The sequence below is a fragment of the Candidatus Accumulibacter propinquus genome, assembly GCF_056856495.1.
Genome location: NZ_JBSEHC010000003.1, coordinates 717,180 through 735,261, shown reverse-complemented (window position 1 = coordinate 735,261; position 18,082 = coordinate 717,180). Strand labels below are relative to the sequence as shown.

Below are 18,082 nucleotides of genomic sequence, written 5' to 3'. Positions count from 1 at the left end.
TCGCCATGCCCGTCAACTACAGTACCCCCTCCCCGGCAGCCTTGTTCCCGGTCGCTGGTGTTCGTCTCGGGGTGGCCGAAGCAGGAATCCGCAAGCCTGGTCGCCTGGACCTGACGGTTCTCGAGCTGAGCGCCGGTGCGCGCGTCGCCGGGGTGTTCACCGCCAACCGTTTCTGCGCCGCGCCCGTACAGGTTTGCCGCCGCCACCTGGAACTCGGCAGCGACATTCGCGCCCTGGTCATCAATACCGGTGTGGCGAATGCCGGCACGGGTGATGCCGGCTGGCATGCCGCGGTGGACAGTTGTACCGCACTCGGGCAGTTGCTGGGTATCGACGACCGGCAGGTGTTGCCTTTCTCGACCGGCGTCATCCTCGAACCTTTGCCGACCGAGCGCCTGATCGCCGGTCTCCCGGCCTGTGTCGCCGACCTCCGGATCGACAACTGGCATGCCGCCGCGCACGCGATCATGACCACCGACACGGTTGCCAAGGCGGCCTCGCGGCGTGTGGTCATCGCCGGCCGGACCGTCACCGTCACCGGCATCAGCAAAGGCGCCGGGATGATTCGGCCGAACATGGCGACGATGCTCGGTTTCATCGCCACCGACGCCGGCATCGGCACGCCCCTGCTGCAGGAGTTGCTGCGCGAAGCGGCCGATGCGTCGTTCAACTGCATCACCGTAGACGGCGATACGTCAACCAACGACTCCCTGATCCTGATCGCCACCGCGCAAGCCGGCGTTGCATTCGCCGACTCGGCCGCGCCCGGCTACGCGGCGCTACGGGACACGGTGATCGCCGTCGCCAGGGAACTCGCGCAGGCGATCGTTCGCGACGGCGAAGGGGCCAGCAAGTTCATCAGCATCACCGTCGAAGGTGGCCGCGACCGTGCGGAGTGCAAGCGCGTGGCTTACGCGGTGGCCCATTCGCCGCTGGTGAAGACCGCCTTCTTCGCTTCCGACCCCAACCTTGGCCGCATCCTGGCCGCGATCGGCTACGCCGACGTTGAAGACCTCGACGTGGATCGCATCAGCGTCTGGCTGAGCAGCGCGGGAACCGAGATCCTGGTCGCCGAACAGGGGGGGCGCGCGGCGTCATACCGCGAAGAGGACGGGGCAGCGATCATGCAGCAGGCCGAGATCGGCGTACGCATCGAGTTGCGACGCGGCCCGGCCAGGGCTGTCGTGTACACCTGTGATCTTTCCTACGAATACGTGCGGATCAACGCCGACTATCGCAGCTAGACGCGTCGCAGAAGTTCGAGAACAGCGTGCCGCCGTGCTTGAAACTCAAGGGCTGGAATCAGTGCAGGACATGCGGAACCGCCAGGGTGAACTCGGCGATGTCGGCTTCGAACTGCCTCCCGTCGACGGCCGTGAACTGGTAGCTGCCGCGCATCGTGCCCACCGGCGTGTCGAGTTGGCAACCGCTGGTATAGGCGAACTTCTCGCCCGGCTGCAGCAACGGCTGTCGGCCGACAACACCCAGGCCGCGGACTTCCTGCACCTCGCCCTCGGCGTCGGTGATGATCCAGTGGCGTGAAATCAGCTGCGCAGCGACTGTCCCGACGTTGTCTATGGTGATGGTATACGCAAAGACGTAGTTGTCGTTCGTCGGATCCGACTGCTCGGCGATATATTGCGGGACCGCGCTGACGGCGATCTCGTACTTCTTGCTTTCGGCCATGTTTGCTCGATGTCGGAACACTCAGAACCCGCATTGCACACCAAACCGTGTGGGCTGACAAGCTTGTTGTCGCCGCCGGGCGTAGATTCGCTTGCCGCCCGCAACGCCCGGTGACTTTGGCGGTACTCGCGGCGCTCTTGTGCTCTGGGGCGCACGCATTTTGGCATTAGAATATAACCCTGTCCGACTAGGGGTTCCTGCCATGTACGTCATTGCGCCAAGCATCCTTTCCGCCAATTTCGCCAAGCTCGGGGAGGAGATCGTGAATGTCGTCGCTGCCGGTGCGGACTGGATTCATTTCGACGTGATGGACAACCACTACGTGCCGAACCTGACTATCGGCCCGCTGGTCTGTGAGGCCATCCGCCCCCTGACGCAGGCCCCGATCGACGTGCATCTGATGGTCAAGCCGGTGGACCGCATCGTTCCCGATTTCGCAAGGGCCGGCGCCAACATCATCACCTTCCACCCGGAGAGTTCCGAACACGTAGACCGCACCCTGGCGCTGATCCATGAGCAGGGATGTCAGGCGGGCCTGGTGTTCAATCCGGCAACGCCGCTGGATTACATGGACTACGTCATGGACAAGCTCGACGTGGTACTGCTGATGAGCGTCAACCCTGGCTTTGGTGGCCAGAAGTTCATTCCTGCGACGCTCGGGAAACTCAAGGCGGCACGTGCCAGAATCGACGCGTACACGCGCGCCAGCGGGCGGCAAATCCGCCTGGAAGTCGACGGAGGGGTGAAGATCGACAACATCGCTGAAATCGCCCGCGCAGGGGCCGACGCTTTCGTTGCCGGGTCGGCAGTTTTCGGGGCTGCCAGGGACAGCGACCGCAATCGCTACGACAGCGTGCTTGCCGCGCTGCGTGCGCAACTGGAGATCCCGTGATGTCTTCTCCACCCCTGGCCGTACGCGCGGTGCTCCTCGACCTGGACGGAACACTTCTGGACACCGTGCTCGACCTGCATGCCGCAGCCAATGCCATGCTGCGCGACCTCGCTTGCCCCGAAGTCTCGGTCGAGTCGATCCGCAGCTATGTCGGGCGCGGGATCCCCAACCTGGTCAAGCGCGTATTGGCGGGCAGCCTGGCCGCTGCCGACGATGCCACGCCACCGCCAGCCGACGCCCTGAGCGGCTTCAGGCGGCACTACGCCACGGTGAATGGTCGCAATGCCCGGCTTTTCCCTGGCGTGCTGGAGGGACTGCAGGCATTCAAGGCGCTGGACCTGCCGCTCGGGGTGATCACCAACAAGGCCGAAGCATTTACCCTGCCCCTCTTGCAGCACACCGGGCTGTTCCCCTTTTTTGACGTGATCGTCAGCGGCGACGTGCTGCCGCGGGCAAAGCCCGACCCGATGCCCCTGCTCTGGGCCAGCGGTCGGCTCGGCGTGTCGCCGGTCGAGGTTCTGATGATCGGCGATTCGGTGCATGACTTTCATGCCGGGCGGGCTGCAGGATGTCATGTGTTTCTGGTGCCTTACGGCTACAACGAGGGACGCGACATTCGCGAACTGGCTTGTGATGGTATAGTTTCGACCCTTTCCGAAGCCGCGCGACGCGTGGTGCACGCATGAGTGCCCCATACCGACGTCCGACAGCCGCCCGGGCCCGGCCGTAACACGGGTCGGCCTGACTGTGGGGGCCCTGCCCATGTGGCCGATGCGCATCGGTTCGCGCGCTGCATCCTGTAGCACATCCTTGTGGAATTCCGATGACTGAAGCCTATTTCAATCGCCTGGCAGCCGAAGGCTACAACCGCATCCCGGTCACGCTCGAAACCTTTGCCGACCTCGATACGCCGCTGTCGATCTATCTGAAACTGGCCAACGCGCCTTACAGCTATCTCCTCGAATCGGTGCAGGGGGGCGAGCGCTTTGGCCGCTACTCGATCATCGGCCTGTCCAGTCCGACGCGCATTGTCGTCAATGCGCATCAGGTACTGGTACTGAACGGCAACCGCATCGCCGAGCGTGAGGACGACACCAACCCGCTCGACTTCATCGGCAAGTACATGAAGCGCTTTCGTGCCGCTCCGACAACCGGGCTGCCGCGCTTCTGCGGCGGCCTGGTCGGTTGCTTCGGCTACGACACCGTCCGCTACATCGAAACCCGCCTGACGCGCTCCCAGAAAGCCGACGACCTGGGAATTCCCGACATCGTGCTGCTGCTTTCCGAAGAAATCGCAGTGGTCGACAACCTTTCGGGCAAGCTGACACTGGTGGTCTATGCCGAGCCCGGCGTTCCCGGCGCATACCACAAAGCACACGCCCGGCTCAGGGAACTGCTCGCCAGCCTGCGCGAGCCCGTCCGCATTCCGCCCGAAACGCCGCGATCTTCACAGCCGGCGGCGTCGATGTTTGGCGAAGCACAGTTCAGGCAAGCGGTGGTGAAGGCGAAACATTACATCACCGAGGGCGACCTGATGCAGGTCGTGCTGTCACAACGCATGAGCAAACCGCTCGCCGCCAGCCCGATGGCCCTGTACCGCTCGCTACGCTCGCTCAATCCTTCGCCCTACATGTTCTATTTCGACTTCGAGGACTTCCACGTGGTCGGCGCCTCACCGGAGATTCTCGTCCGCCTGGAAGGCGATACGGTCACCGTCCGCCCGATCGCCGGCACACGCCGGCGCGGCGTTTCGTTCGAGGAGGATCAGGCACTCGCCGCCGAGTTGCTGGCCGACGAGAAGGAACGTGCGGAACATGTGCAGCTCCTCGATCTCGGCCGCAACGACGCCGGCCGCGTCGCGCGCGTCGGCACGATCAGACTCACCGAAAACATGATCGTCGAACGCTACTCACACGTGATGCATATCGTCTCGAACGTCGAAGCCAAGCTGCGACCAAAGCTCAGTGCGCTCGACGTGCTGAAAGCCACGTTTCCGGCGGGGACGGTTTCCGGGGCACCGAAGGTCCGGGCCATGGAGATCATCGATGAACTCGAACCCGTCAAGCGAGGAATCTACGCCGGTGCCGTCGGCTATCTCGGTTTCAACGGCGACATGGATCTGGCCATCGCGATCCGCACGGCCATCGTCAAGGACGGCCAGTTGCACGTGCAGGCCGGCGCCGGCATCGTCGCCGACTCCGACCCGGCTTCCGAATGGCAGGAAACCCAGAGCAAGGCGCAGGCCATACTGCGGGCCGCCGAGCTTGCCGAACACGGCCTCGACACGCGCTGCTAATGCAACCAGGCTTGCCGCAGTCTGCCGCCCGGGCTGAGCGTGGCGCCGCCTGCTGAACCCAGCGCCCGGACAGGGGGTACGATTATCCAGGGTACGCGTGTCATTTGATCCACAGCCGTTGCGCGCCTGGATTACAATTGGCTGTCTTTTCCTGGCGCAAGAATGCAATTCGTCGCGAGGTTGACCCTCAATGATCTTCAGATTGTTTCCGAAGCGTCCTGATCATCCTCTGGCCGACGGCCAGGAGTTGAAGAGGATTCTCGCCGAACTGCATGTCGCCCGGGCACAGAACGCGGTTGACGAAGTGGTGGGCTGGTTCGAGTCGCTGAAGCATGCCGAAGATTTCCGTCTGGACCACTTGTTCGACGTGCTCAGGCAGCTCGATGATGCGGCGCAGCCGCATCTGCGTCGTCTGGCGCGAGACTACCTGCACTCGCCGCACCTGTCGACAGTCGAACGCCAACGGCTGTGGGCGCGAAGTTGCACTTACCTCAGCGAAGTTGCCACGGTCTACTCCCTCTGCATCGAGCGCGCCCGTCTGGATCCCAAAGGTCGGGGCAGCGTCGCTTTCAAGGTGTCGCTGCCCCTGCTCAACACCCGCTTGCAGGCAGCATGCTGCACGCGCCTGAAGTGGCTGGCGTATCGCTACGAGCCCCCGGGCGAAGAACTCTGGCGTTGTCTCGGAGAAACCTATCTTGCGGCCGAAGCGGCCGGGCACGCGCAGAAATCGCTGCAGCTTTACCCCGCCCAGTTGGGGCTCAGCAGTGTTGCACAGCAATACCTGCACGCGCTGGTGTTCTTCACTTCTTCCGTTGACGGTCTGATGCCGCTGCAGGTTGAAATGGCCGACCGCTTGATCGCGCATTTCCTGTCGAGCTTCGTCTTTTCCGCCGACTGCCGTCCGGACAGTGTGTATTGGGTCGATGCGGCCAGCGGCGGGGCACCGGCGCGGCTGGCCCGAAAGCCTCGCGCGAGCAGCCCCGGACTGCGTTTCTTTTCCGCCGGCCCGGCGCTGACTGCTCTCGAAGAACTGATCCATGTCGTCGAACGCGGCGAAATTCCGACCACACTGAACCTCGGCGGCGAGTACCCGCAGAAGGTGCTGCTGCCGGTACTGCGTCATCTGCGCCTCTACTGGGCACTGCGACCACCACAGCGGCGACACCAGCGGCATCCCCTGACCACCAGCATCGCCGTCCTGCAGGGGTTCGAGCACAGCTACGTGGTGTTCTCCGGCGCCGTGCCACGCCTGACACGGGAAGCCGGCGTCCAGAGCGCGGTCCTCGAAGACGTCAGCCTCGGGGGGTTCCGCGCCTGTTTCGACGACGCGGGTGGCGAGCGGATCAAGCTCGGCGCGCTCCTCTGCATGCAGGCTGAGGGGGGCGACAACTGGTTGCTCGGTGCTGCAAGGCGTATCAACCGGCTTAAAGGCACACGCGCCAGGATCGGCGTCCAGATACTCGCCAGGCACGCGCAAAGCATCGAGTTGCGGCCACGCCGCAGCGGCTTCGCGGCAGCGGTCGCCATTCCGGGAATCTGGCTGCGTGACGGTGGCGAACCAGACGTATTGCGCATCGTGCTGCCACAGGGGAGCTTCGATGTGCGGGAAACGCTGGACTTCTGCGATGCCGACCAACTGCACGTGCTGACGGCGCTGGAACTGGAGGAAAGCGGCAACGATTACGAGATTGCCCGCTTCCACGAGCAATCAGCCTCTTGAGGTCCAACCCCCGGCACTGTTGAAAACGCTCCAGAACGAACCGTGTCGAAGCCGCGCGCCGGCTTGGGCTGTGGCCAACGTTTCATGCTTCGGCGATCGCTGTGCCGCTCAGCTTTAAGCGGCAGCGTCCGGTGGCCGCGCGGATTTCGGCCGGAAGGTCCTGCTGACCGCGTCGACGGTCTCGACGTACGGTCCCCCGAGCAGGTCAATACAGTAGGGAACGGCAGAAAAGATGCCGTTGACCTGCACCGTCCCATCGGCCGCCCTTACGCCTGCGAGGGTTTCGCAAATCGCCTTGGGCTGCCCAGGCAGATTGAGGATCAGCGCCCTGCCGCGCACGACGCCGACCTGGCGCGAAAGTATGGCGGTGGCCACGAAATTGAGGCTGATGCGCCGCATTTCTTCGCCAAAACCCGGCAACACCTTGTCGGCAATGGCCAGCGTTGCTTCCGGGGTGACGTCGCGCGCCGCCGGGCCGGTGCCACCGGTGGTCAGCACCAGATGACAGCCGGCCTGATCGACCAGTTCGACCAGTGTGCTCTCGATCACCGCCTGGTCGTCGGCAATCAGGCGGGTTTCCATCCGCCAGGGGCTGCGCAGTGCCTTGGCGAACCACTCCTGCAGCGCCGGAATGCCCTGGTCGACATAGACCCCCTGCGAGGCGCGGTCGCTGATCGATACGAGACCGATCAGCAGTTCGTCATTCGCGGTCATCTTCAACTCCGCTGACCACCGTGGCGCCGCCCTGTTCGAGTTCCTTGAGAAGCTGGAAGATCGCCCGGTAACTGCGCGGCGGCTTGCCCTGTGCCTGCTCGAGCAGCGCCGCCCGGCGCAGTGCTCGCAGGTGTTGCAGGTCAACCGACGGCGCGGCGGCGGCAATCTCGTGCAGGACCTTCTCGTCCGCCAGGAATTCGGCTCGCCGCCTTTCGATACGGTGCAGTTTCGCCGTTTCGTCTGCCGATTCGCCGCGAACGACCGCCAGCACCGCCCGAATCGGTTGCGGGTCCACATCGCGCATCAGGCGACCAATGTATTGCATCTGCCGACGCCGCGCATCGTCGTGGCGGAGCATGCGTTTGGCCTCACGTACCGCCGTGCGCAGGTCTTCCGGGAGATCAATCTTGCGCAGACGATCACTGCTCAATTCAACCAGCTCCTCGCCGAGCGCCTGCAACTCCGCCATGGCCCGCTTGCGCTGCGTCTTCGACGGCGGTGCTTGCTCTTCATCAGGGATACTCATCGGCTTGCAGTTCGTCTTTCGCTGTGACAGGTGCAACGGTCAGCGCGCAATGCAGCAACAGGGGCCTTCCGGGGAACTGCTATGATAGCGGCTTTTGCCTTTGGCCACCGCCCTCATGTCCCGTTCAGCCACCATCGCTACTACCGAGTCACGCTTCAGTCACCGTCTCGAAACGCTGCAGGAGCTGGCGCGGGATGTCCTTGCTCATGCCGGCAAACAGGGGGCGAGCGCCTGCGAAGTCGACGTCTCCGACGGCTTCGGGCAGTCGGTGACGGTCCGTTGTGCCGAGATCGAAACCATCGAATACAACCGTGACAAGTCCCTTGCGGTGACGGTCTACCTGGGTCAGAGGAAGGGACACGCCAGTACCTCCGACTTTTCTCCAAACGCCTTGCGCGAGACTGTCGACGCGGCGCTCAATATCGCCCGCTTTACCGCCGCTGATCCGTGTGCGGGTCTGCCCGACGCCGAACTGCTGGCCGTCGACACCCGGCATCTCCCGGATCTCGACCTCTATCACCCCTGGCTGCTCTCGGTGGAGGCGGCCGTCGACCTGGCCCGGCGCTGCGAACAGGCAGCGTTCGCGGTGAGCCCGAAGATCAGCAACTCGGAGGGAGCCACGTTATCGATTCAGGAAGGGCAGTTTGTCTCGGCGAACAGCCTCGGCTTCATGGGTGGCTACCCGACTTCGCGCCACTACCTGGCGTGTTCGGTGATCGCCGGCAAGGACCAGAACATGCAGCGCGATGATTGGTACTCGACGGCACGCGACCCACTCGCCATCGGCTCACCCGAGTCGATTGGCGAGCACGCGGCGCGGCGCGCGCTGTCGCGTCTGGGTGCGCGCAAGATCAAGACCTGTCGGGTGCCTGTGCTCTTCGAGGCACCGCTCGCCTCTTCGCTGATCGGCAATTTCGTGCACGCGGCAAGCGGTGGCAGCCTTTACCGAAAGACTTCCTTCCTGGTCGACAGCCTCGGCAAGCGGGTCTTCTCGAAAAGGGTGCAGATCAGTGAGCGGCCGCATCTGCAGCGCGGCCTTGCCAGCAGCTACTTCGACAGTGATGGGGTGCTGACGCATGACCGCGAAGTCCTGGTCGACGGAAGGCTCCAGGGCTACTTCCTGAGCGCCTACAGCGCACGCAAGCTCGGCATGCAGACCACCGGGAATGCCGGCGGCTGCCACAACCTCATCGTTCATCCAGGCAAACGCGATCTGCAGGGGCTGCTCAAGAAGATGCGGCGCGGCCTGCTGGTCACGGAGTTGCTTGGGCACGGCGTCAACTACGTGACCGGAGACTATTCGCGCGGGGCTGCCGGCTTCTGGGTCGAAAAGGGAGAAATCGCGCACCCCGTCGAAGGCATCACCATTGCCGGCAATCTGCGCGACATGTTCAGGAACGTCGCAGCGGTCGGCAACGACGTCCTGGTCCGCGGCTCGAAACAGGTCGGTTCGATCCTGATTGAGCAGATGAGAGTGGCCGGCGATTAGTTCGGCATCGGTATGTCCTGACTGGCCAATTCCTTTTTGCACGTGGAATTTGTTTCGCTATAATCCATTGGCAATTTTTTTGACGAAAAACTGGAGGAGACAAATAATGGAAAGACGTTCGTTCTTGAAGAATGCCGGTGCCGGCCTCGCTGCCGGCACCATGGCCATGCCCGCGATTGCCCAGAATGCCCCGACCATCAAGTGGCGCCTGGCATCCAGCTTTCCGAAGAGCCTCGACACCATTTACGGTGGTGCCGAACACATGGCCAAGCGGGTTGCTGAAGCCACTGGCGGCAAGTTCCAGATCCAGGTCTTCGCCGGTGGGGAAATCGTCCCCGGACCGGCGGTATTCGATGCCGTCAAGGACGGTACGGTCGAGATGGGGCATACCGTCTCCTACTACTTCTTCGGCAAGGACCCCTCGTACGCGCTGGAAACGGCAATTCCCTTCGGCATGACCAACCGCCAGATGGACGCCTGGATGCGGTACGGTAACGGCACCAAACTGATCGGCGAACTGTTTGCCAAGTCGAATATCGTGACCATACCCTGTGGCAACACCACGACTCAAATGGGTGGCTGGTATCGCAAGGAAATCAAGACGGTTGCCGACCTCAAAGGACTCAAGATCCGCATCGGCGGCTTTGCCGGCGCGGTGATCAGCAAACTGGGCGCGGTACCGCAACAGATTCCTGGCGGCGACATCTATCCGGCTCTGGAAAAGGGCACGATCGATGCCGCCGAGTGGATTGGTCCCTACGATGACCAGAAACTGGGGTTCAACAAGGTGGCCAAGTTCTACTACTACCCGGGATGGTGGGAAGGGGGGCCGCAGGTTACGGCCTATATCAACAGCAAGAAATGGGCCGAACTGCCCAAGGAATACCAGACCATCATGCAGATTGCCTGTGCCGACGCGCACGTCGACATGGTCGCCAAGTACGATTCGAAGAACCCCACCGCACTCAAGCAACTGGTGGGTTCCGGCACGCAATTGAAACAGTTCCCCAAGGAAGTCATGGACGCTTGCTACAAGGCGGCGATGGAACTCTATGCGGAAACGTCGGCGGCGAATCCCGGCTTCAAGAAGATTTACGACGACTACAAGAAGTTCATGGACGATCAGAACCTCTGGATGCGCCTTGCCGAAGGCGCTTACACGAACTACATGTACAGCAAGCGATAAGCGGCTCACGGGAGAAGGACCCCGCAAACGTTTAGATTTGTGGCAGACAGGAGAAAACGGAGGCCTCGGCCTCCGTTTTCATTTCTCCCTTTCTCTCCAGCTACTTGGCCTGATCCTGTTTCATCGCCTCGCGAATGGCCCTGGTGGCCGCGTCGTCGGCATCGGCTGGCGATCCTTGCTGACTTTCCGATCCCGCCGGAGTCGCTGGCGCGCCGTAGTCGGAGGTCGGCATTTCGATCTGCACTGAATCGAGGTCGACCTTGACATCCTTGTCGAGCCCAAAGGTCACCAGTTGCGGGAAAAAGATCAACAGCCCGACCATGATGATCTGAATGCAGACGAAGGGAATCGCCCCCCAGTAGATGTCGGTGGTCTTGACCGAGGCCGGCGCCACCGAACGCAGGTAGAAGAGCGCAAAGCCGAAAGGCGGGTGCATGAACGAGGTCTGCATGTTCACCGCCAGCAGGATGCCAAACCAGATCAGGTCGATTCCCAGCGCTTGCGCCACCGGCCCGAGCAGGGGAACGACGATGAACGACAGTTCGAAGAAGTCGAGGAAGAAGGCCAGCAGGAAAACGAGCACGTTGACCACGATCAGGAAACCGACCTCGCCACCCGGCAGGCCCGTCAGCAGGTGCTCGACCCATTTGTGGCCATCGACGCCGTAGAAGGTCAGCGAGAATACCCGCGCGCCGACCAGAATGAAGACCACGAACGTGGTCAGCTTGGCGGTCGTTTCCATGGCCTGCTTGAGCAGGCTCCAGGACAGGCGCCTGCGGGCCAGGGCCATGATCAGGGCACCGGTCGCCCCCATCGCGCCGCCTTCGGTGGGCGTGGCGATGCCGAGAAAGATCGTCCCCAGCACCAGAAAGATCAGCAGCAGCGGAGGCACCAGCGTCGTCAGAACGCGCAGGAGAAGCCGGCTGCCACGCAGCGTGCGCGCTTCGAGCGGCAACGCGGGCGCCCAGCGGGGCTTGAAGATGGCCACCAGGACCACATAGCCGACGTAGAACAGGGTCAGCGTCAAGCCGGGGATGAAGGCGCCGGAGTACATGTCGCCAACCGATTTGCCGAGCTGGTCGGCCATGATGATCAGCACCAGCGACGGCGGGATGATCTGGGCCAGCGTTCCCGACGCGGCGATGACACCCGTCGCAAGCTTGGTGTCGTAGCCGTAGCGCAGCATGATCGGCAGCGAAATCAGGCCCATCGAGATCACTGAAGCGGCGACCACACCGGTGGTCGCCGCGAGCAGCGCCCCGACAAAGATCACCGCGAAAGCGAGACCGCCGCGCAGCGGCCCGAAAAGCTGTCCGATGGTGTCGAGCAGGTCCTCGGCCATGCCCGAACGTTCGAGAATCAGCCCCATGAAGGTAAAGAAGGGAATGGCCAGCAAGGTGTCGTTGCTCATGATGCCGAAGATGCGGTCCGGCAGCGCCTGGAACAGTTGCGGCCCGAGCAGACCGAGTTCGATACCGACGAGAGCAAAGAAGATGCCGTTGGCCGCCAGCGCGAAGGACACCGGAAAACCGACGAGCAGGAAAAGGACCATCGACACGAAGATGATCGGGGCCATGTTGGCGATCATGAACTCGGCCATCACAGCTCTCCCTTCTGGGCCTTGATGGCCAGTGCGAGTTCTTCTTCGGGAGTCGGCTTGTGCCCTTTCGCGGTCGAGTCAGGACAAAGACCCTGCAGAAAACCGATGCGCTTGATCAGTTCCGAGATCCCCTGGATCACCAGCAGGAAGAAACCGATCGGCACCAGCAGGCGTACCGGCCACACCGTGAGGCCGCCGGCATTACTCGACTGTTCGTTGTTGGCCAATGCCAGCAGGAAGATCGGCCACGACAGGTACATGATGGCAGTGGCCATCGGCAGGAGGAAAAAGATGATTCCGAAGATATCGATCCAGGCCCGCCCACGCGCAGATAATCGGCCCGAAATGAGGTCGATGCGCACATGCTCGTTGCGCATCAGCGTATAGCCGGCGCCAAAAAGGAAGATTGCCGAAAAGAGGTACCACTGGATTTCGAGGAAGGCATTCGAACTGTAGTTCCAGATATAGCGCATGACGGCGTTGCCGGCACCGATCAGGGTGACGACCAGAACCAGCCAGATGATCGCCTTGCCGACGCGCTCGGTCAGCCCATCGATCAGGCTTGAGAGCTTGAGTAATCCATTCACGGGAATCCCTCCATAAAACAACGGAAATTTCGCTCCTCCCAGGCCCGATCGCTTGCGCTTTGCCTCATTGCCGGGCAATTCATCAGGCCACTTAGAATACAGACCATCGCGCAGCCGCATGGCGATACGTCGATGCCATGATTATGGCACATCTCTGGTCTATGCGAGAGTCCTTTCACGATGCGGAACATCTCGCCAATTCAGTCGAAGAAGCGCTCAGAATCAGTAAGATGCAGATTCTTTAAATATTCATTTGGCGAATCTTCGGAAACCTGGCGCAGCCGGTCGGGAGTCGCGGAGCGCCCGACTGTGGAAAATGCCTGCGTGCAGTAGAGCGCTGCCCGACGACGGCGACGCATCGGGAGCCATTAATGGGTACTGTGCGCACCGAAGGTGCTGCAAGAATCAGCCGGGGTGCACCACAGTACCGGCATCGACCGATTTGACCCGGTAGCACGCAGCATACAACGCCGGCAGGAACAACAAGGTCAGCAACGTGGCGATGATCAGGCCGCCCATGATCGCCACCGCCATCGGCCCCCAGAAGACGCTGCGGGTCAGCGGAATCATCGCCAGAATCGCCGCCGCGGCGGTCAGCATGATCGGCCTGAAGCGCCGCACGGTCGATCCGACGATCGCCTCCCAGGCGGGCTTGCCGGCCTTTTCGTCCTGTTCGATCTGATCGACGAGAATCACCGAGTTGCGCATGATCATCCCGGACAGCGCGATGACCCCGAGATTGGCGACGAAGCCGAAGGGCACATCGAAGATCAGCAGCGCCAGCGCAACGCCGATCAGCCCCAATGGTGCGGTGACGAGAACGAGCAGCATCCGGCCGATGTTCTGCAACTGGATCATCAGCAAGGTAATCACGCCAACCAGCATCAGCGGCATCACCGCCTTGATCGAATTCTCGCCTTTCGCCGACTCTTCGGTCGCCCCACCGGCTTCGATACGGAAACCGGGGGGCAGGCCGGCCCGCAACGGATCGAGTTGCGGATCGATCTGCGCGGTCACTGCGGGGGCCTGCATGTGATCACGGATGTCGGCGCGCACGCTCACCGTCGGCAGCCGATTGCGCCGCGCAATCAGGCCATCTTCGAGTCCGTAGCTGATCGTCGCGAGTTGCGCGAGCGGCACATACCGTCCGCTGCGGGTATGGATATTGACGTCCGCCAGAGAACCAATGGCTGCGCGCTCGTCACCGACGGCGCGCGCCACCACGTCGATCAACTGGTCGCCTTCGCGCATCTGCGTCACGGCGACACCGGTGAGCATCGCATCGAGGAAGGTCGCGAGTTCCTGCGAACTGATGCCCAGGGCGCGCGCGCGGTCCTGGTCGATGTCGATGTGGATCGCCTTGCCCATCTCGTTCCAGTCGAAGTTGACCTCCTTGAGGTGCGGGTTGGCGCGCATGATGATGGCGACTTCCGCAGCAACCCGGCGCAGTTCGGCGAGATTGTCTCCGGAGACGCGGAAGACCACCGGAAAACCGACCGGCGGGCCGTTCTCGAGGCGCAGCACACGCGTGCGCAGGCCGCTCCATTGGCCTGCCGCATCGGCGAAGCGGTCTTCCAGCCGTCGCTTGAGCGCCTCGCGCGCCTCGATACCATGGGTCGTGACGACGAATTGCGCAAAACTGTCGTTGAACAGTTGCTGGTCCAGAGGCAGGTAGAAACGTGGGCTACCGTTGCCAAGGTAACTCGCGAAATACTTGATCGACTGGCTCATTTCCGGCTCGGCAAGTGTCCGCTCGACTTCCCGGGCCACCGCTTCGGTCGCCTTCAGGGACGCGCCGTTCGGCAACCACAGATCGACCAGCAACTCGGGACGGCTGGACGCCGGAAAGAATTGTTTCTGCACGCCCAGGGTCAGTACCAGCAGCGACGCCACGAACACGATGGCGGTGGCCGCGATCACCGTCCAGCGATGCCGCAGCGACCATTCGATGGTACCGCGCACGCGGCGATAGAATGGCGTGCCATAGGTGTCGTCGCCGTGCTGCAGAGCCTTCCTGCGCAGCTTTTCGGCATCCAGCAACAGATCGCCCAGATAGGGGGTGAACAGCACGGCCACCAGCCATGACACCAGCAGGGCGATGCTGACTACCGCGAATATCGAAAAAGTGTATTCGCCGGCACCCGACTTGGCGAGACCCACCGGCATGAAGCCGATGGCCGAAATCAGGGTACCGGTCAACATCGGAAAGGCTGTCGAGGTGTAGGCGAAAGTCGCCGCCCGGAAGCGATCCCACCCCTGTTCCATCTTCACGACCATCATCTCGACGGCAATGATCGCATCGTCGACCAGCAGGCCCAGCGCAATCACCAGCGCGCCGAGTGAAATCCGCTGCAGATCGATCCCGAACACGGCCATCAGCAGAAAGGTGATCGCCAGCACCAGCGGAATCGACAACGCCACCACGGCGCCGGTGCGCATGCCGAGACTCAGGAAGGACACCGTCAGGACGATCAGCACCGCTTCGGCCAGCGAGGACATGAACAGGTTCATCGACTGTCGCACGATCTGCGGTTGGTCGGCAACCACGTGCAGATCGATTCCCAGCGGCAACTGCTTCTGCAGGCGTTCGGCTTCCGCATGCAGGCGGTCGCCCAGGCGGATCACGTCGCCGCCCCGGTTCATGGCGATGGCAATGCCGATCGCGTCCTGACCCAGCACGCGCATGCGCGGCGCCGGGGGTTCCGCAAAGCCCCGGTGGACGGTCGCGATGTCGCCCAGCCGGAACAGCCGGCCGTCCGCCTGGATACCGATTTCGCGAATGCTGGCGACGGACCTGAAATCGCCGGATACGCGAAGGCGCACGCGGTCGGACGGCGTCTCGTAAAAGCCGGCCGGAGTCATCGCGTTCTGCTTTTGTAGCGCTTCGAAGATCGCCAGCGGGTTCAGCCCCAGCGTCGCCAGCTTGGCGTGCGAGACCTCGATGTAGATCCTTTCCTCCTGCACGCCGATCAGTTCGATTTTCTTGACGTCCGGCACCTGCCGTAGTTCACGGGCGATGCCGTCGGCCGCGTGACGCAGGGCTGCAAGGTCGAAGCCGTCGCCGGTCAGGGCATAGATGGTGATGAAGGTTTCGCCGAATTCGTCGTTGAGAAACGGGCCCTGCACGCCTTGCGGCAGGGTGTGGCGCATGTCGCCGATCTTTTTGCGAACCTGGTACCAGGTTTCCGCCACCTCCTTTTTCGGCGTGTCGTCCCGGAGGAGAACGATGATCAGCGACTCGCCGGAGCGTGTCTGCGAACGCAGCACGTCGACCCAGGGTACCTCCTGCAGTCGCTTCTCGATGCGTTCGCTGACCTGCAGTTCGACCTCGTGGGCGGTGGCACCCGGCCATAGCGTACGCACCACCATGGCCTTGAAGGTGAAATCCGGGTCCTCGGCACGACCCAGCCGGAAGTACGACAGCACCCCGCCGAGCATCAACACGACGATCAGGTAAGCGACCAGCGAGCGGTGGCGCAACGCCCATTCGGAAAGATTCGGGAGTGTCATCGCGCGGCTGCGTCGGACGGATCACTCTGCGACTGCGGCTCGGCAAGCGGCTTCGCCGGGTCGATGACGCGCACCTGCTCGCCGCTGCTCAGCTTGTGGACCCCGGCAACGACGATCCTCTCGCCAGCCTGTACGCCGTCATCGAGCACGGCCGTGTCTTCCCGGTATGCGGCGACAGAAACCGGTCGCAAGACGACCGTCTGATCGGATCCGACCACCCATAGCGCCGGGCCGCCCTGGTGTTGAAAAATCGCCGTCAGCGGAACCGTCAGGCGGGTGTTGCCGTCGTGGCGAAGAAAGCGCACCGTCGCCGTCATCCCCAGCAGCACTCTGGCGTCGGGGTGACGTATCGACACCCTTGCCGCGTAGGTACGGGTTACCGGGTCGGCAACCGGCGACACTTCGCGGAGCAGTCCGGCGTAGCTGGCCTGACGATCGGCCCATAGCTCGACCGTGGCCGCCCCAAGTGCGCGTAATTCGGTCATCCGCGATTCGGGGATGGCGATCGCGACTTCGAGGGTGTCCGCGCGCGCCAACCGCATGACGGTCTGCCCCGCTGCCACGACCTGTCCGACTTCGACCGCCACCAGTCCCACGATACCCGCCTGCTCGGCCCGCAGGACCGTATAAGAAGACTGGTTGTGCGCCAGGTCGGCCTGCGCCTGTGCTGCCTTGAAAGCCGTCTCCCGGGTATCGAGAGCGGCCTGGCTGACGAAGTGCTTCGCCTGCAAGTTCCGGAAACGGCGCAGGTCGGCCTCGGCAAGTTCCAACTGTGCCGCCGCCGCCGCCGCAGACAGCATCGCATCCGCCGGGTCCAGCCGGGCGAGGACCTGACCAGCCTTGACGACGGCACCCGAGTCAACCAGTCGGGCAGTGATCTTGCCAGCGATGCGGAAGGCAAGTGGCGTTTCGTAACGCGAGCGCACCTCGCCCGAGAAACTGAGCAATTCGTCACCCGCGTTATCGCCAACGACGTGCGTCAGTACCGGCCGCGCTGGCTCAGGCGGTAGCGGCGCCTTGCCGCAAGCGCCAAGCAGGAGCAACAGCGGCAGTGCCGACAGCAGCCGAGCGAGCTTGCGCGCAACAGACGCGTTCATCGCGTCGCCTCGCCCCGACCCAGACCGTGCAACAGCAATGCAAAATGCGCATCGAGGTAGGCTTCGGGGGCCACCTCCTGACCGCACAGACGTAGCGAAAAACGCGAGATCGCCAACATCAGCAACGGTGCGATGATCACGTCGACGGTCGCCTCGACGTCGACCGGGCGAAACTCGCCGGCGTCGATCCCGCGCTGCAGGGCACTGCGCAGCAGTGCCCTGCCACGCCGGATCACTCGCTCGCGATAGTATTGGGCAAGTTCCGGAAAATTCCTGGATTCGGCAATGATCAACTTGCTCACGCCGGCCATCGACGTACTCCCGATCTGCTCCCACCAGCCGCGCAGCAACTGCTGTAGCAGTTCCGTGGCCGACCCGTGGTGATCCGACAAATGCTGCTCGGCAGCGACCAGCGCGGCCACCATTCCGTCTTCGACGACCGCCTTGAACAGCGCTTCCTTGCTGTTGAAATAGAGATAAAGGGTGCCCTTTGAAACGCCCGCGCGCGCAGCGACATGGTCGAGCCGGGTGGCGGCAAAACCCTGTTCGACAAAGAGTTCGAGTGCTGCCGCGGTGAGTTCGGAGGGGCGGGCGTCCTTGCGGCGGCGACGCGTCGTGCGCTCGGCTGGCGAAAGGTTCAATGCAGATCGGAAGGTGGCAGAACTCATCAGGCAACGCTAATGACCGAACGGTCATTAATGTAGTCCCCATCACCGGCAGAGTCAAACCGAGAGGCGGCCTCGGGCGGCCGCGATCGAGTCCGCGAATCACGCCAACGC

The 18,082-nt window shown here is 62.9% G+C and carries 15 protein-coding genes; 7 read left to right on the top strand and 8 right to left on the bottom strand.

What is annotated here, in order from left to right; genetic code table 11:
- The first annotated feature begins 5 nt into the window (after positions 1 to 5).
- A complete protein-coding gene (argJ, locus tag AC15MQ_RS09430) occupies positions 6 to 1,244 on the top strand; it encodes a bifunctional glutamate N-acetyltransferase/amino-acid acetyltransferase ArgJ (RefSeq protein ID WP_350495651.1) in 1,239 nt (412 codons plus the stop codon).
- 58 nt (positions 1,245 to 1,302) lie between these two features.
- Here argJ and apaG read toward each other — a convergent pair whose 3' ends face one another.
- Complete coding sequence (gene apaG, locus AC15MQ_RS09425; protein WP_483079960.1) at positions 1,303 to 1,686, bottom strand: Co2+/Mg2+ efflux protein ApaG; 384 nt, start codon at positions 1,684 to 1,686, stop codon at positions 1,303 to 1,305.
- Positions 1,687 to 1,888: 202 nt separating this feature from the next.
- On the opposite strand from apaG, the gene rpe reads away from it, so the two are divergent.
- The 4 genes from rpe (at position 1,889) to AC15MQ_RS09405 (ending at position 6,594) form a co-directional block, all read left to right on the top strand.
- The gene (gene rpe, locus AC15MQ_RS09420) at positions 1,889 to 2,578 is read left to right on the top strand and encodes a ribulose-phosphate 3-epimerase (RefSeq protein WP_287653712.1); all 690 of its coding nucleotides are present in this window, start codon (positions 1,889 to 1,891) and stop codon (positions 2,576 to 2,578) included.
- Positions 2,578 to 3,264, top strand: a complete 687-nt coding sequence (locus AC15MQ_RS09415) for a phosphoglycolate phosphatase (protein ID WP_287653714.1) — start codon at positions 2,578 to 2,580, stop codon at positions 3,262 to 3,264. The genes rpe and AC15MQ_RS09415 overlap by 1 nt, the downstream gene beginning before the upstream one ends.
- Before the next feature lie 137 nt (positions 3,265 to 3,401).
- On the top strand, positions 3,402 to 4,874 hold the full coding sequence (gene trpE, locus AC15MQ_RS09410; protein ID WP_483079959.1) for an anthranilate synthase component I: 1,473 nt from the start codon (positions 3,402 to 3,404) through the stop codon (positions 4,872 to 4,874).
- A gap of 190 nt (positions 4,875 to 5,064) precedes the next feature.
- Positions 5,065 to 6,594 (top strand): hypothetical protein, encoded by a 1,530-nt coding sequence (locus tag AC15MQ_RS09405; protein WP_332335212.1) that lies wholly within the window; start codon positions 5,065 to 5,067, stop codon positions 6,592 to 6,594.
- A 114-nt stretch (positions 6,595 to 6,708) separates the two neighbouring features.
- Here the strand turns inward: AC15MQ_RS09405 and mog are convergent, their stop codons facing one another.
- Together mog and yjgA are read right to left on the bottom strand one after the other, a co-directional pair.
- Positions 6,709 to 7,308, bottom strand: coding sequence for a molybdopterin adenylyltransferase (gene mog, locus AC15MQ_RS09400; protein WP_483079958.1), 600 nt, complete (start codon positions 7,306 to 7,308; stop codon positions 6,709 to 6,711).
- A complete protein-coding gene (gene yjgA / locus AC15MQ_RS09395; RefSeq protein ID WP_483079957.1) occupies positions 7,295 to 7,834 on the bottom strand; it encodes a ribosome biogenesis factor YjgA in 540 nt (179 codons plus the stop codon). Before yjgA ends, mog begins: the two co-directional genes overlap by 14 nt.
- 115 nt (positions 7,835 to 7,949) lie before the next feature.
- Here yjgA and pmbA point away from each other — a divergent pair, with 115 nt between their 5' ends.
- A complete protein-coding gene (pmbA, locus tag AC15MQ_RS09390; RefSeq protein ID WP_287653720.1) occupies positions 7,950 to 9,323 on the top strand; it encodes a metalloprotease PmbA in 1,374 nt (457 codons plus the stop codon).
- 106 nt (positions 9,324 to 9,429) lie between these two features.
- Positions 9,430 to 10,509, top strand: coding sequence for a TRAP transporter substrate-binding protein (locus AC15MQ_RS09385; protein ID WP_287666859.1), 1,080 nt, complete (start codon positions 9,430 to 9,432; stop codon positions 10,507 to 10,509).
- Positions 10,510 to 10,609: 100 nt separating this feature from the next.
- Here the strand turns inward: AC15MQ_RS09385 and AC15MQ_RS09380 are convergent, their stop codons facing one another.
- The 5 genes from AC15MQ_RS09380 to AC15MQ_RS09360 all read right to left on the bottom strand — a co-directional run bounded on the left by AC15MQ_RS09380 (position 10,610) and on the right by AC15MQ_RS09360 (position 17,971).
- Complete coding sequence (locus tag AC15MQ_RS09380) at positions 10,610 to 12,109, bottom strand: TRAP transporter large permease (RefSeq protein ID WP_483079956.1); 1,500 nt, start codon at positions 12,107 to 12,109, stop codon at positions 10,610 to 10,612.
- Entirely contained in the window at positions 12,109 to 12,696 is a 588-nt protein-coding gene (locus AC15MQ_RS09375; protein ID WP_350497323.1) for a TRAP transporter small permease subunit, read from the bottom strand. The genes AC15MQ_RS09380 and AC15MQ_RS09375 overlap by 1 nt, the downstream gene beginning before the upstream one ends.
- A 405-nt stretch (positions 12,697 to 13,101) precedes the next feature.
- Positions 13,102 to 16,206 (bottom strand): efflux RND transporter permease subunit, encoded by a 3,105-nt coding sequence (locus AC15MQ_RS09370; RefSeq protein WP_483079955.1) that lies wholly within the window; start codon positions 16,204 to 16,206, stop codon positions 13,102 to 13,104.
- Positions 16,203 to 17,303, bottom strand: coding sequence for an efflux RND transporter periplasmic adaptor subunit (locus tag AC15MQ_RS09365; protein ID WP_350497324.1), 1,101 nt, complete (start codon positions 17,301 to 17,303; stop codon positions 16,203 to 16,205). The genes AC15MQ_RS09370 and AC15MQ_RS09365 overlap by 4 nt, the downstream gene beginning before the upstream one ends.
- Positions 17,300 to 17,971 carry a TetR/AcrR family transcriptional regulator gene (locus AC15MQ_RS09360; RefSeq protein ID WP_483079954.1) on the bottom strand — a complete coding sequence of 224 codons (672 nt, stop codon included), beginning with the start codon at positions 17,969 to 17,971 and terminating at the stop codon, positions 17,300 to 17,302. Before AC15MQ_RS09360 ends, AC15MQ_RS09365 begins: the two co-directional genes overlap by 4 nt.
- Positions 17,972 to 18,082 lie beyond the last annotated feature (111 nt).

What these genes read in the sequence shown, in the direction of transcription:
- argJ (WP_350495651.1), top strand. Translation starts at nt 6, where the DNA reads ATGCCCGTCAACTACAGTACCCCCTCCCCGGCAGCCTTGTTCCCGGTC.
- apaG (WP_483079960.1), bottom strand. Translation starts at nt 1,686, where the DNA reads ATGGCCGAAAGCAAGAAGTACGAGATCGCCGTCAGCGCGGTCCCGCAA.
- rpe (WP_287653712.1), top strand. Translation starts at nt 1,889, where the DNA reads ATGTACGTCATTGCGCCAAGCATCCTTTCCGCCAATTTCGCCAAGCTC.
- AC15MQ_RS09415 (WP_287653714.1), top strand. Translation starts at nt 2,578, where the DNA reads ATGTCTTCTCCACCCCTGGCCGTACGCGCGGTGCTCCTCGACCTGGAC.
- trpE (WP_483079959.1), top strand. Translation starts at nt 3,402, where the DNA reads ATGACTGAAGCCTATTTCAATCGCCTGGCAGCCGAAGGCTACAACCGC.
- AC15MQ_RS09405 (WP_332335212.1), top strand. Translation starts at nt 5,065, where the DNA reads ATGATCTTCAGATTGTTTCCGAAGCGTCCTGATCATCCTCTGGCCGAC.
- mog (WP_483079958.1), bottom strand. Translation starts at nt 7,308, where the DNA reads ATGACCGCGAATGACGAACTGCTGATCGGTCTCGTATCGATCAGCGAC.
- yjgA (WP_483079957.1), bottom strand. Translation starts at nt 7,834, where the DNA reads ATGAGTATCCCTGATGAAGAGCAAGCACCGCCGTCGAAGACGCAGCGC.
- pmbA (WP_287653720.1), top strand. Translation starts at nt 7,950, where the DNA reads ATGTCCCGTTCAGCCACCATCGCTACTACCGAGTCACGCTTCAGTCAC.
- AC15MQ_RS09385 (WP_287666859.1), top strand. Translation starts at nt 9,430, where the DNA reads ATGGAAAGACGTTCGTTCTTGAAGAATGCCGGTGCCGGCCTCGCTGCC.
- AC15MQ_RS09380 (WP_483079956.1), bottom strand. Translation starts at nt 12,109, where the DNA reads ATGGCCGAGTTCATGATCGCCAACATGGCCCCGATCATCTTCGTGTCG.
- AC15MQ_RS09370 (WP_483079955.1), bottom strand. Translation starts at nt 16,206, where the DNA reads ATGACACTCCCGAATCTTTCCGAATGGGCGTTGCGCCACCGCTCGCTG.
- AC15MQ_RS09365 (WP_350497324.1), bottom strand. Translation starts at nt 17,303, where the DNA reads ATGAACGCGTCTGTTGCGCGCAAGCTCGCTCGGCTGCTGTCGGCACTG.
- AC15MQ_RS09360 (WP_483079954.1), bottom strand. Translation starts at nt 17,971, where the DNA reads ATGAGTTCTGCCACCTTCCGATCTGCATTGAACCTTTCGCCAGCCGAG.